Raw genomic sequence first — 15771 nt, forward strand, 5'->3', positions numbered from 1 at the left:
ATTCCTTTTCTTTTCTTTTCTTTATAATTCTTTGAAATCAAGTAAAGGAATCAGCAATTCTGACTCTTCCTTTTCTGGAGTTTCTCCATTGTCGATCCAGCATTGTTCCTTATTGAATATAACCGGAGAAAGCGGGTGTCTTTTTGTCTCTCCATATCCTAATGTGAGATGGCTGTCGCTCAATATCATATGTGCGTTCGTGCCCCCGAATCCAAAAGAACTGATTCCGGCTCTCAAAACCCCTTTTCTGGGACGCCATTCTTTTAAGGACGTGTTCGGAAAGAATGGTGACTGATCAAATTTAAAACGCGGATTTGGCGTTTTACAATGTAATGTCGGCGGGAGCATCTGATTTTTTATGGATAAGGCAACCTTTATAATACTCGCTATCCCCGCTGCGCTCATTAAATGTCCGAAATTCGTTTTTACGCTGCCTACTCCGCAAAATTGCGTTTCTTCCGTAACCTCCCGGAACACTTCAGTCAGCGCTTTTAATTCAATCGGATCTCCTATCATCGTACCGGTGCCATGCGTCTCGACATAACTGAGAGTATCTGCATCAATTCCGCCTTTTTTCAGGGCTTTTTTTATCACTGCGCTTTGCGCTTTCGGATTAGGTGTTGTCATTCCCATTGTCTGTCCGTCATTATTAACCGCGGATGAGTCAATTACCGCGTAAATTCTGTCACCTTCGGCAAGAGCGTCATCAAGTCTTTTCAAAAGGACTGCGCCGCATCCCTCTCCCGGTACAAATCCATCTGCCTTCTCATCAAATGTATGACATTTTCCTTCAGGTGAAAGCGCCCGAGCCTCACTCAGCATGACGTAAGGCTTTTGATCCAGCAAAATGTCAACCCCGCCCGCAATCGCCATATCTGACTCTTTTGACATCAGGCTTTGACAAGCGAGATGGACGCTGACCAATGAAGAAGAACAAGCCGTGTCTACAACCAGATTCGGTCCTTTCAGATTAAAAAAGTGTGAGATATGCGCGCCTATGAAATTTTGTCCTATACCCACGATCGTATTTTTTGAAGGGGAACCTATTTTGGACATAAACGTCCCGGTCCGCGAACCGATGAAGACGCCGACTTCTTTGTTCGATACTTCTTCTTTTGTATAGCCGCCGTCTCTCAATGTCTGGACGCTGACCTCAAGGCATTTTTTGATTAACGGATCAAGCTCTGATGCCTCACTTTTGTTCATATTAAAAAACGCGGGATCGAAAGACTCAATATCTTGAAGAAATCCGCCCCACTTACTGATACTTTTTCCCTTTTCATAGGTGTCAGAGTAGTATGAAGAAATATCCCATCGCGACGCCGGGACTTCGCGGACACTATTTTGTCCTTTCTTCAAATTTGTCCAGAACGTTTCTGTATCCGGAGCATCCGGAAACTCACAGCCCATTCCGATAATAGCGATTTGGTTCAGACTGGTTTGTTGTATTTGTGATCCGTTGTCCCGTATTTCGGAAGCATTTTGATTTATATGTTGCTCTTTTTTCCGAACCTCAATGTTTTCCGAATCAATTTGAGGACTGATCCCCTCACTTGCAAATAACTCGTTCAAATAGACGCCCAGTTGTGAAAAACTCGGATACTCCAGAAAAGCTGAAGGTTCAATTTTTATTTGAAATACATCTTCCGCTTTTTTGACAAGCTGAACCAGTAAGATTGAATCAACTCCGTAATCCGCAAAAGACGTATCCTGATCTAAATTCCCGTAAGGTATTTTCAGCTCCGCGGAAAAGATCTCCATTAACTTCCTGATAATGGATTCATTGTCTCCCTGACCAGAAATCACTTTTTCCTCAGCATCCGGGTTATTTTTAGCAGCTTGAATTCTTGTCTGAAGCAGCTGCTGCAGCATGAATTTCTCCGGATGTGTCTTTGCCGGTATAAGGCAGGGGTATCCGTTTATCGTCATCATTTCATCCAGCATGGCAATACCTGATTCTGTTGAGTGTGAAAGTAAACCAAGTGCCTGATATGATGGACTTGTCACCTCGCCCATCCCAATGTCCTTCCAGCTCGGCCAGTTAATTGATTGATAATATGTTCTGCCGGCTGCATGCTGATACGCCGCAAAGTAATCCATAAAAGCGTTCGCCGCGGCATAGTCACTTGTTCCGGCGCCTAATAAAGGAAAAGCGCTCGCAACAGATGAAAACAAAATGAAGAAATCAAGTTCGTCATCAATAAAAATGTCATGAAGTACCTGCATCCCCTGCACCTTTGGCTCAAATACTTCTCTTATTTCTTTATCAGATTTATGAATAAAAGCCGGATTCGAATGATTGGCTGCACCAGCGCAATGAATCACCCCGCCGATTTTGCCGAACTTCAGTCTCACCTCTGAAAAGAAGCGATGTAATGTTTCTTTTTCCGTGAGCGGCCCGGAATACACTTCCACCTGAACTCCCTTTTGATCCAACTCATGCAGCAGTTGTAATTTCGAATAAAGAGGTGACTTTTCATCGGTGTCTTTTAACATGCCGGCTATTTTATCAGATTCCGGAAGGTCGGTTACTCCCATCAACACAAGTTTTTTGACTCCCTTGCCGGCATAATGTCTGGCAAGTTCTGCTCCGATCCCTCTTGTTCCCCCTGTAATAACCAGGGTTTGATCCGTACGGCATACTGGCAGACCGGATCGTTTCCGGTTTATTTCCGCTGCATGTAATTTCTCGACGTATGGAATATAACGTTCACCGTTCCGGTAGCAGATTTCACTATACAGACCGTCAGCGCAAGCTTCATCTGTGATTACCTGTCTCAGTTCCGCCGCAGTCCCGACATGCCCGTCTACATCTATTGTTTTTGATTTTATCTTTTGATACTCCGCACTCAGCATTTTATATAGTCCGGCTGTTTCGGCTCCGGCTAACGACGGCTTGTCATTCAGAAATGTCTGCAGCCCTCTGGTCACATGTAAAACAAAAAGCTGTTTACGTGTCTTTATGATTTCCTGCAGCAGTGTCAGCTTCCCGATTGTGCCGGTGCGTGCCCCGTTTTGATCACTCCGCAAATCTGACAGGTCAATCATGCCGATGATTTCCGGATTTTCTTCTATAACCGCTAAAGCCGTTTTTTTGGCTTCCCAATCCGAATGATCCCAGTTATCTGCGCAAATGACAGCGGCTTCAATCATAGGATCTGAATCAAACAATTCGAATGCAAGCCGCTCACTTTCACTATTAGCCAGGATCATCACCTGTCCTTTCGTAAAAGCGGAAGGCGCAGCCTTTTGTTTTTTCCACGATTTTTTTAATACATCAAATGATAAGTCAGTCGGTGCGTGTGGCAAACTCTGCGGTACGCCTGTTTTTTTCTGTTTCTGTGCAGCTTTTGCGGCAGGCACCCAATATCTGTTCCGTTCAAAAGGATATGCAGGAAGAGAGATAAGCTTCGGCAATTCCGAAGTGTACATCTCTTCCCATTGAACGTCTCCTCCGTTCACCCAGTGAATGGCCATTTCTCTTGCACTATTAAAGTGAGCGGCTGACATGGCATCCTTTTGACCAGAGCCTCGGCGGGCCTTTCCCCTATATAAACCGTTTAACTTATGATCTGAACGCAAATACATCGTCAGCTTATTGCGAAGATCGTCAATGCTGCTAACCTCAACAGCGAGCCGCTCTTCCATAGCGTTTCTCCCGGTCTGCGAGGTGTACGCAGCATCAGCTAGTGACGTTTTTGGCTCCAGTTCTTTTATATATGCATCAATCAAGAGTCTGAGCCGTTCTTCATTTTTGGCAGAAAGCAGAATAATTTGCGTCTTGTTGCTCTGTAACGTTTCCATCTTTTCTTCATTCTTATACTCTTCGATGATAATGTGGGCATTAGATCCTCCAGCGCCGAAAGAACTGATGCCTGACCTTCTGGCTTGATTTTGCGGCGTCTCCCAATCGGTCAGTTCAGACTGCACGTAAAACGGTGTTTCCCCAAAATCAATATTAGGATTTAAGTGATCGGAATGAAGGGAAGGAGCAAGCTGTTTATACTTCATTTGCATCAGCACTTTTGTAATAGAAGCAATTCCCGCCGCAGCCTCTAGGTGTCCGATATTTGACTTAACCGAACCAATTGCACAACGATAATCGCTTTTCGAGCTGTGCAAAGCTTTGGTTAATCCTGAAATTTCAATCGGGTCTCCCAAAGATGTCCCGGTGCCATGCGCTTCAATATAACTTATGCTGTCTGCATCAATCCCCGCCTTATCAAGAGTTTCACTGATGACGTTTGCCTGCTCGCCCGGATTTGGCACAGTGTATCCGTTTGTTTTTCCGCCGTGATTTACAGATGTTCCCTTAATCACACCGTAAATCCTGTCCCCGTCAGCCTTCGCGGCAGAAAGCGATTTCAAAAGAACGGCCCCGACTCCTTCTCCCGGCACATATCCGTCTCCTCCCGCTCCAAAGCTTCTGCAGCGCCCATCGCTTGAAACAAAATGATTTTGTGAAAGCAAAGTATATTTATCAGGGTGTAAGGATAAATTCACTCCTCCGGCAATAGCGAGGGTGGATTCTCCCCTTTTTATACTTTCACATGCAAAATGAACAGCAGAAAGTGAAGAAGAACACATTGTATCAATTGCAAGGCTGGGTCCGTGCAGGTCAAAGAAATATGACACCCGGTTTGCGATAGACGAATAAGAAGACAGGAGCGCCTGACGTTCCTCATCATCTGAAGCACCGGCTGCAAATAACTGATAGTGGCTGTAGGTGACGCCGACAAATACACCTGTCTTATGCCGTTTCAACTTTTTCTTTGTGTAACCCGCATCTTCAAACGTGTGCCACGCTGTCTCTAAAAATAACCGTTCCTGAGGATCAATTAACTCGGCATCACGGGGCGAAATTGAGAAGAACAGCGGATCGAATTTATCAGCGTCTTTTATAAAACCTCCCCATTTGCTGTCATGACGGGCATTGTCACCTGTGTGATAATATTTCCGAAAATCCCAGCGCTCTTTCGGTATTTCCGTTATACAATCTTTTCCGGAAGAAATATTTTCCCAAAACTGTTCCACATCCTTCGCCATCGGGTAGCGGCCGGCTATACCGATAATTGCAATATCTTCCTCGGAAGGTGCGGATGGTATGCGGGAAACGGAAAGCTTCTCCCGTTTCGCCGGCGCCGAATGATCAATTCGCTGTTCGGCTGCCGGTAAAAACGCCTTCTTCAACTCATGATGATAGTGTTCAAGAAAATACTCTGACAGCTCTTCAACACTGCTGTATTCAAAGAAAAGAGTCTTAGACACTCTTCCAAAATATTTTTCCAGACGGGAGTTAAGACCTAAAATCGTGAGAGAATCAATTCCGTAACGGTCAAACGTATCCTCGGGTAAAATACTGTCCGCCGGTCTTCCCGTTTCCGCACCGACGATCTCTGTCAAAAGACGGACCGTTTGCTTTTTCAGATCTTTTTCATTTAATTGCGGCAGATTACTGTTGTTTTCAGGCACAGTCTCTATTTCTTTATGATCAGTTGAGAGTAATTCACTTATTCTATCTTTGTCTCCGCTGATAACAGCCAGCTGAGAAGCAGAGCGGCTCATACTGTCCTGAAAAGCGGCAAGCCCTGCTTGGGCGGATAAAAGTTCCAGCCCTGCATGTCTTAAAGCTTGCAGCTCTCCCGGCCCGACTGTCATATTACCCGCATCCCATAACGGCCAATTAATAGAAAGTGTTTTCCCGGGACGTCCTTTAATGCTTCGATACTGAGTGAATCCATCCATACATCCGTTAGCGAAGGCGTAGTCGCTTTGACCCGCATTAGGCAGAACGGCCGAAAGGGACGAAAACATAACGAAGAAATCAAGAGGCTCTTCTTCAGCTGCTTTATCCAGCCAAACGGTTCCGAATACTTTAGGCGCTATAACTTCTTCTATGCTTTCTTTCGTTTTTTTTATGATAAATGCATCCTTAACAAGTCCGGCACTGTGCAAAATTCCGTTTAATTCTCCGAATGTCTGCTTAATGTGCTTAATCAAAGCGTCCGTCTCTTTTTCCTTTGAAATATCTGCCGGGACATATAAGGCTTCAGCGCCAAGATTTTCAAGAGCGCTCAATTTTTGCGCCGTTTCACGGGAGGCCGGGGAACGCCCGGTTAATACCAGCTTGACTTCTGCCTGTTTCGCCAGATATTCAGCAAACAGATACCCGAGACCGCCGGCTCCTCCCGTAATTAAATACACACCGTTCTTTTTTACACTGAAACTATGTTTCTCCCCATCTTCTTTTTTTACTCTTTGAAGCTGCCTTTTATAATAATGCCTCGGCTCATAGCAGGTAAAGTGGTCCGTTTTACATTGATTGTTCCATTCAAAAGAGATGACATCTGCAATATGCTGCTTTGTAAACGGCTCGTCTAACATTGATTTCAGCTCTGCAGCCTTACATGTGAAATTCGGATTTTCGGCCTGTACGGTCTTAAGAAAACTTTCAACCGCGTTATAAATCGGCTGAACCTCGCCCTCGGTATTTTCATACAGGTACAAAATTTCTGCTTTCGGACAAAGTTTGTTCGCCATGAAGGCCTGAAACATGTGAAACAAGGAATACAGACTTTTATTGAGCTGCTTTCTCATTGCATCTTCTGTATTTTTGAAGATCCCGGCAGCCAAAAAATGAATAATATGGCGGGGTCTTATATTTTGAGAACGCAGAACCCCGCATAACGCATCATAATCCTCACCTTTTGTAAAGTTCATTGTAAAACGACCGTTCCGGCAATCTTCGAAACGCTCGCCGGAAGTCACGTAAATGAAAGGTGCCTCATAGCCTTCAAGCTGTCTCTTCATTACGGTATACATGCTGTCGTCTTCGCAAAAAAATAAAATTGGCTCTTTCGTATGCGGGAATTTTTTACTGCCTTTAAATTCATGTCTATCCCATACCATTTCATATAGATGGGTTTTCCCCAAGCTCTTAATGAATTCCAGCCCTTCTTCAGGCGTCAGGCTGCCTTCTTTCACCTTTTTCACGATTTGCTCAATTTGCATCGTTTTTTCATTCATGGAAAAGCAACTCCTCTATCAGCTCTGACGTCTCTTTCGTATTCATCTCACCTGTTTGTGCTTTTTCAAGAAGCGACATGATTTCTCCATCTGCTGTATCTTTATTTGAGTTGTGAAGCTCAGTGTTCGAGAAAGCCTCAGCCTTCTGCGCTTCATCTTTATTTAAATGAATCCAATGTCTGTTCTTGCTGAAAGGATAAAGAGGAAGAGACAGTTTAACCGGTTTGAGTTCCTCCTCATACAAGTCTTCCCAGCTGATTTCACAACCGATCGTCCACAACTGAGCCAGTTTGGCCGGCTTGTTTTGCTGAATTAGTGATTGAACATATGCATGACCTTCGGGGCCGCCGAATAAAGGAGCGTACAGACTATCAAAATCCGTTACATTTCCTTCATAAACACCTTGCAGCCTGCTCCCCTGGATGTAACCGTTTAATTTTTCAAGAAGATCTCCGGCATTCGAACAAGTGATCGCAAGGCGGCATTCAAATGGTTCCCTTCCGGTTTGCAGCGTATATGCTATTTCTTCAAGACCGAATCCGGACTTTTCTCTAAAATTGCCGTTATGCGGTTTATCAGCTGATTGATTCCGGATGCGGCTGATATAGCGGCACAGCTCGCTCAGTGTCTTTAATTCCTGAAATATGTCAAGTGATATTTCTGTGCCGTACATTTGGTTTATAAAAGAGATTAATTCGGAATAAGCCAACGGATCAAATCCGAATTCCGAAAGAGGTGTCTTTGCATCTATATCTGCGGTATCTAAACGCAGGATACCCGCTGCCGCTTCCCGAACCGCCTCTTGTAAATCACGTTCCTGCACCTCTTGCTGACTGAATTGAACTGATCGTTCTTCATGTAAAAATGTTGTTAACTCTTTGGCTTTAACCATCAGCCTTTCCTTTGTTTTGGCCGATAGAACAATGATTTGTTCCCGCTCGGCAGTTACTGCTTTATCTTGGCCGTATTCAAATTCTTCCACGATGACATGAGCATTTGCCCCGCCGAATCCAAAGGAACTGACTCCGGCACGGCGCGGAATTTCATTTCCTTTTCGATCTTTTAATCTGGCCCACTTCATCGTTTTATTGACAATATGAAACGGTGTTCCGCTTAATTGAATGTAAGGGTTCAGCTCCTTGACATGAAGTGTGGCAGGCAATGTTTTATACTTCATGGATAGTAATACTTTAATCAGCCCCGGCATTCCAGAGGCGGGCTCTAAATGACCGATATTCGTTTTTACTGAACCGATGCCGCAATATTGGTCATGATTCTTTCCTGGATGCGGCTCAAAAGATCCAAACGCTTTTTTCAAGCCTTCAATCTCAATCGGATCTCCCAGTTCTGTCCCGGTTCCGTGTGCTTCAATATAAGATATCGTATCAACAGGAATACCGGCATTTTTGTAAACAGACGTTAACAGTTCAGCCTGAGCTTCCGGGTTCGGAGCGGTCAATGAAGCAGATCTTCCTCCGTGATTTTCTCCGGTTCCTCTCAGGACTCCGTAAATATTGTCTCTGTCATTCATTGCCGCTTGCAATGGTTTCAATAACAGAACAGCTGCACCTTCACCGCGGACATAACCGTCGGCAAGTTTATCAAACGTCTTACACCGGCCGTCCCTAGACAAAATACCGAGTTTATCAGTATACATATGCGTGACTGGATCTAAGAGCAGCGAAACCCCGCCTGCTACCGCCAGCTCACTTTCGCCATTTTGAATCGAGCGCACAGCTCTGTGGATTGCTACAAGACTGCTTGAGCAGGCTGTATCAATGGACTCACTCGGACCTCTGAAATTAAAATAGTGGGATACACGATTGCTGATGAGCGCCTGGCTGTTTCCGGTTCCCGCAAACGCATGCGCCCCGTCCGAATGCCTCATCAGCAGCTGGCGGTAATCATTAAATTGAATGCCCGTAAACACCCCGATATTTTTTCCAGACAGCTTTGAAGCTTTGTAACCCGCATCTTCTATCGCTTTCCAGGTTTCCTGCAAATAAATTCTGTGCTGAGGATCCATGAGTTCTGCTTCCCGCGGATTAATATTGAAAAACGCCTCATCGAATTTATCGGCATCTGTGATAAAGCCGCCCCATTTCGAATGTACTTCGCTGCTTCCTTTGCCTTCGGCGTATTTTTTCCAATCCCAGCGATCCGGGGGAATTTCCTGAATCAAATCTTTTTCATTGATTAAATTGATCCAAAACTCATCTGCATTTTTTGATCCCGGAAAAACACAACTCATCCCGATAATGGCAACTGGCTGCTTCTCTGGATGATGGTCAGCCTGTCTTGTTGTCTTTTTTTCAAACGGAAAACTTCGCGGCGGCTTCACGGTTTTCCCGGCGGTTTTCCCAGCGTGCACTACTTTCCTTTTTTCAGAAATGTTTTTTTCTGCATCTGTATTCCCTTTTGCAACAGTACGCAGTTCACTGTTTAGAAATTCTGAAAGAGACTTAATATGGCTGTAAGTAAAGAAAACGGCAGGTGTCAGCTTAAGCTTGTATTTTTTATTCAGCCGGACAGCTAATGTTTTCAAACTGATAGAATCAAAGCCGAGATTGCCGAAATTCTCTGCCGTATCCAGCTGTTCAATGTTAATTTTCAATAATTCCGATACCATTTGCTTCAGTTCTTCCAGGACATTGTCTGTATAAGCCGGTGCTGTATAAGAAACTTCCTCTTGACGAACCGGAAGCGTATTTACTTTTTGATGCGGCAGATCTTTTTTTGTTGGTGTCGTTTCGGCATCCCCGGTAACAACCGAAATTTGCGGACAGTCACTTGCCAAAATCGTCTCAAAAGCCGCTATCCCTTCTTCCGTTTCCAAATAATCAAACCCGGATGCGGAAAGATATGCTTCTTCAGCTTCTTTGTTTAAATGCATTCCGCCTTTACGCCACAACGGCCAGTTAATCGAAATGCTCTTGCCTTGTCTCTCTTGCCGGCGGCTCTGTTCGGATCTCCAATTTATATATTGATCTTGAAAATAATTGCCCAACGCATAATTAACCTGTCCAAAATCTCCGAAGACCGAAGAAATAGAAGAAAATACGATAAAGAAATCAAGCAGCTCATCTTTCGTTAATTCATCTAAGCATACCGTTCCTTCAATTTTAGCAGTCATGCCTTCTGAAAAATCAGTCAGATTCATCTCTGTAAATAACCGATCATCGGCATGACCAGCTGAATGAATAACACCTTGAATGGAGCCCCAAGTCCGTTTCGTTTCTTCTATGACCCGTCCCATCGTCTTTTGATCTGCGGCATCAGCTTGATAATATACCGCATCTCCTCCAAGCGCCTGCAGCCGGTCAATGTTATGTCGTTTATCAGCTGTTAACGGTGACCTTCCCGTCAATACTAATTTTGCTTGATACTGAGAGGCTAAATATTTTGCGAAAATCAGGCCCAGACCGCCCAAACCGCCCGTTATGAGGTAAATCCCTTCCTGTTTCAGCTGATGAGAGTGCTCTGTATGATTGAATACATACTCCTTTAATGTCTTAACATACCTCTTGTCATTTATATATTTAACTTCTTCCGCCTGCCGTTCCACGCCTGAAACCATTTCGTTAAGACAAAATTCAGCCATTTTTTCAATTGATATACGTTCTGAAAAACCGATTGACTTCACATTCTCTGCGGATGGCACCAACATATTTGCCGTTTTTAAACAGCCTGCAAGAGCGCCCGTATACGGATCATTCACGCCTTCTTTAAAAGAGTGAACAAGAAGCAGAGAATGAAGATAAAGAGAGGCGTCACTGCGGGCGTTCAGCGCTTTTAATAAATAAAAAATTGATTCCAGGCCGCTGAGAAGGCGGTCACCCGCGTAAAATGTTTCTCCCGTGTGCAAGATGACATCAGGAGAAAACCCCTTTTTCTCCAATTCTTCGAATAAACGAATGTAATCTGACGTCACTTCCGGGTTTATACAGAATGTCAGCAGATTTTGATCGGTCTGCCGCTGATCCGGCGTGACGAGAATGACACGGCTGTCTGATTGATTTTTCAGAGCTCCAGCCAATGCTTCATCTTTTGCAAAGACCAGAATTGTTTTTGGCTCCCTATCTTTCATTTCAATCAGAGGGTTTTTTTGATCCCACTTATGCTCATAAAAACGTACATTTTTATTAGGCTTTCCGCCAAAAACCAGTCCGCTCAGTTCCATCAAAATCCCGCCGGCATTGTCTAATACATACACATCATAAGCCGAATCGCTTTCTTCAGTTTGTTCTGCATATACATAAACGGGTTCAGTCTCATGATCAAAAATCGTACATTCTTTAATATTTTCCGGGAGCTCTCCGGCATTTTCCCCCGCAAGGTATATGACGGCTTGATATACGCTCTCAATAACTTCCGGTTTGATTATGCACCCTTTCGGCCCGGCCTTTGCTTTTATCTTTAAAAGTACCTGTCCGTTCCTGCTGACGCAGTGCTCTGCGGCTTTCAGACTGTCACTGCAGCTGTATCCGAATTCGGCAAGCCGCTGATAAAACGCTTCATACGGTATGCGGTCTGCGCGCTGAGACAGGAACGGCTCAAGATGAATATTTCCGTTCTCGTACGCCCCGCCTTCTAATTCGAGCCGCCCTGAGGAATAAATGGATGAGTCGCTCTGTTTTTCTATAGAATACGATGCACCCTGATTATCCGGGGTTAATACAATCCGGATCTGCTCATTGCTTCCGCTTTGTACCATCGGTTCTCTAAAGGAGAGCTCTGTTAATTTAATAATCGGATTCCCTGAAGCCATTGCTCCGGCAGCTCTCGCCATTTCAATCTGGCTGAGAAACGGAAACATTTCCTTGTCTCGATACTTTGTTTTTATATACAAATCGGTATCGCTTACATTGATAAGAAACTTCTGTGCTTTAAAATCAGATATATTGCATGAAATGTAAGGATGCAGATCGTTATTACCGTTCATCCGGCGGCTTCCCGTATTTTGCGCATCTATTCTGCATAGCTCTTTGGCAAATGGATATCCGGGTGCTGATACCCGTCTCAGAGTAACATCTTTATAAAGTGACGGCCAATCTACCCCGTTACCGCCAACCCAGTATTCAGCAATCTTCACAAGATCCCTGTTTGCGGCTGCTTCTTCAATCTCAGCTTTGTTCATCCTTTTTGCTTCTGTTGTGTCTTTGCCGCTTGTAAAAATATGATCCATCGCGTTTCCGAGGGTATAGTCTGTCAGTCCTTTAAGCAATTCATCTCTTGTGGAGGCGATAACAGCCAATCTGTGCGGCATTTCTTCTCTGCCGGTTTGTAAAGTAAATGCTGTATTTCTAAGTGTTTCTAATGGATAATCTCTGGCTGCTATATGTTCTTTTGCGCGTTTTGCATATTCTGCCAGCCTGTCGGCATTTTTTGCAGAAAAAACAAATAAAAGCTGTTCAGGTTCTTCAGCCGCGAGAGGAGAGATAGCTTCATCCGCAAATTCTTCTAAAATAACATGGGCATTAGCTCCTCCTGCCCCGAAAGAACTGATTCCGGCACGCTTGGGAACGGATGACTCCCATTTTTCGGCACTGTCCGGTACATAAAAAGGTGTTTTTTGAAACGGTATATTTTCATTCAATTCAGCAGAATGAGTCAGTGACGGAACAATTGTTTTATGTTTCATTTGAAGAATAACTTTCGTAATGCCCGCTATGCCTGCAGCAGCCTCAAGATGTCCGATATTTGATTTAATCGACCCGATCGCGCATGTCTTCTTATCGCGTTCGGCACCTGAAAATGCTTTGGTCAGACCGGTGATTTCAATCGGATCTCCTAACGCGGTGCCTGTTCCGTGAGCTTCTATATAGCTGATGCTGTTTGGATCAATAAACCCTTTTTTTAAGGCTCTCGTAATGACCTCACTTTGAGCTTTGGGATTCGGCACGGTATATCCATTCGTCTTAGCACCGTGGTTGATGGCTGTTGCCTTAATAACTGAATAAATCTGATCACCGTCGGCAATAGCCTTTTTTACGGGTTTCAGCAGCACGGCACCTGTCCCTTCTCCCGGCACATAGCCGTCTCCTCCTGAACCGAAGCTTCTGCACCGGCCATCACTGGATAAAAATCCGCCTTGAGTCAGGAGTTCATATTTATGAGGATGAATGGATAAATTGACGCCTCCTGCAATTGCAATTTCACATTCATTCCTGATTAAACTTTCACAGGCAAAATGAACAGCCGTTAATGATGAGGAGCACATCGTGTCCAAAGCAATACTTGGCCCGCTGAAATTAAAGAAGTAGGATACCCGGTTGGCGATTGATGCATATGAGGAAGAAACGGCCGCTTCGTGACCAACGCTGTACAGCTGATATTGGCCGTACATAACCCCTGCAAAAACACCGACGTTTTTTCTTTCAAGCGTTTTCTTTGCGTACCCCGCATCTTCTATGGTGTGCCAAACCGTCTCTAAAAACAGTCTCTCCTGCGGATCAATTAATTCAGCTTCGGCAGGAGAAATATTAAAGAACAACGGATCAAAATGATACACATCGTCAATAAATCCCCCCCATTTGCTTTGGTTTTTTACTTCATCGCCCGCTGCGGGCTGATAGTGCAGCCCCGAATCCCACCGATCCTTAGGTATCTCAGTTATACAGTCTTTACCGTTCAATAAGTTTTCCCACAGAGTATCAAGATCATTTGCCATCGGGTAACGTCCGCTGATACCGATAATCGCGATATCATTGTCATGATACTTCTCCTGCTGCTGCACCTGATTTTTCATCTGGATTTTCTGTTTCCCGTTAACTTCGGCTGTCTGTTTATTGTCTTTTTTCTTCTGAGATGGGGTGCTGCTCCTGTTTTCTCCTAACCGGAGTTTATGAAGAAGAGTATCCCTGTGCTCCTCAACGAAATACTGTGACAATTCTGCCGCAGTCTGATATTCGAATAACAGCGTTTTTGAGAGCGCGCCGAAATGTTTTTCAAGCTCATTCGTCATATTGATAATCATAACGGAATCAAGTCCGTATTTTTCCAATGCCTCTTCTGCATCTATTTTGTCCGCAGGCATCCTGAATTCTGCAGCAATCATTTTTATAATAAAATCAGATGTTTCAGCTGTCAGTTTCTCTGAATCAAATGATTCGATATTTCTCCCTGTTCCTTCATCTGCCTGAATATTGTCTTTTCGTTCATATAATTGATGAACATGATTGTCAATTTGCTCATCTCCGTAAAATACAGTAAATTGCGAAAAACCGGAGGACAATGCGACTGCAAACGCTTCTTTACCTTCTTCTTTTTCTAAAGGATAAAAACCCGCCTTTTTCATTGTCTCTACCGTGCGCTCATCCACTTGCATGCCGACTTCTTTCCACAGCGGCCAGTTCAGAGAGAGAGAAATCGTATCAGAATCCTGGGCAGAACGCATATTCATGAAATGATCCATATAACTGTTTCCGAACGCGTAATCAGATTGCCCGACATTTCCCAACACTGCGGAAGTAGAGGAGAAGCAAATGAAAAAGTCAGGATTTTCTTTCTCAACAGCATCATTCAGCCACATCGTACCCAATACTTTCGGTCTGATTACCTGATCGAATTCCTCTCGTGACTTGTTAAGAAGGAAAGAGTCACGGATGATTCCCGCGCCCTGAATGACCCCGTTTACTTTTCCATAAGAAGTTTTGGCTTTTTTGACTACATATTCGGCTTCTTCCTTATTGGTAATATCAGCCTGAACATAAACAGCTGAAGAACCGGCATCCTCTAATCGTCTCAGCTGTTTTCTTATATGATCTGAAAGCGGAGATCTCCCCGTTAAAACAAGGCAGCATTTTGTTTGAAAAGCCAAATATTCTGCAAAGGTAAATCCTAATCCGCCCGCGCCTCCCGCGATAATATATACTCCATTTTCTCTCAGCGGCACATCTCCGCTTCGGGAATTTTTTTCGGGTTCATACGTTTTGAGCTGTTTAACATAACGCTGCATGTCTTTATAACGGATCTCTACATCTGAAGGCTGGAAATCACTCAGCTCATTGCGTATGATATCAGCCGCGTGAACGGCTGCTATTGACTGCTCCAATTCAATGCTTTTTGCTGAGATTAACGGATTTTCCAGCTGCAATGTCCGCAAAAATCCGCTTGCCGCCGCGTAAAGAGGCTGTTCTCCAGAAAGATGCGAAAAATATCCGTATAACAGCTTGATCGGTTTGCGGCAGTTATTTTTGAAGAGCGCCTGTTGCAGTAAAAACAAAGAATAGACTCCGCTGTCGCATTGTTCACGAATCGCTCTCTCAGTCTTTTCAAACGGCATGTCTGACCATAAATGCACCGCTTCCCGTATATCTGACTTCTCTTCTTCTATAAGCCATCCTAACAGGTTTATGTAATCTCTTTCAGAGCGGGGGTCGATTTCAAATACACCGTCCCCGGTTTTTCGAAACTCTTTCCCCGGCTTAACCAAAATAACCCTTGTATCATGCAATGCAGCAAGTTCATTTCTCACAATTTCATTTTTATCAAATAATAAAAGGCTGCCCTCACGTCGGCCGCCTTTTACATGAATGCTGAGATCTGTCCGCTGCCAGACCGTCTGATAATATATCGCCTGTCCGTTACCCCCTGCGGAATGAGAACCAAGCTGCTGTATCCGCTTTACTCCTTCTTCCAAAGAAATGATGCCGCTTTCTATGTCAGAAAGTACTTTTTTTCTAATATGACGGGCTTCTTTCATAAAAATCTTCATCCCCTTTACAAATGGCACTGCCGCAAAAT

At 44.2% G+C, this 15771-nt stretch carries 2 protein-coding genes; both read right to left on the reverse strand.

The window, feature by feature from the left end; translation table 11 throughout:
- Positions 1 to 21: 21 nt before the first annotated feature.
- Entirely contained in the window at positions 22 to 7026 is a 7005-nt protein-coding gene (locus G9F75_RS09815; protein WP_167409077.1) for an SDR family NAD(P)-dependent oxidoreductase, read from the reverse strand.
- A complete protein-coding gene (locus tag G9F75_RS09820; protein WP_167409078.1) occupies positions 7019 to 15730 on the reverse strand; it encodes a type I polyketide synthase in 8712 nt (2903 codons plus the stop codon). The genes G9F75_RS09815 and G9F75_RS09820 overlap by 8 nt, the downstream gene beginning before the upstream one ends.
- Between the last annotated feature and the right edge of the window lie 41 nt (positions 15731 to 15771).

This window comes from Bacillus sp. EKM208B, assembly GCF_011800725.1.
Lineage (GTDB): Bacteria > Bacillota > Bacilli > Bacillales > Bacillaceae > Bacillus > Bacillus velezensis.

Excerpts from the sequence above, each read along its gene's own strand:
- G9F75_RS09820 (WP_167409078.1), bottom strand. The coding sequence starts at position 15,730 with ATGAAAGAAGCCCGTCATATTAGAAAAAAAGTACTTTCTGACATAGAA.
- G9F75_RS09815 (WP_167409077.1), bottom strand. The coding sequence starts at position 7,026 with ATGAATGAAAAAACGATGCAAATTGAGCAAATCGTGAAAAAGGTGAAA.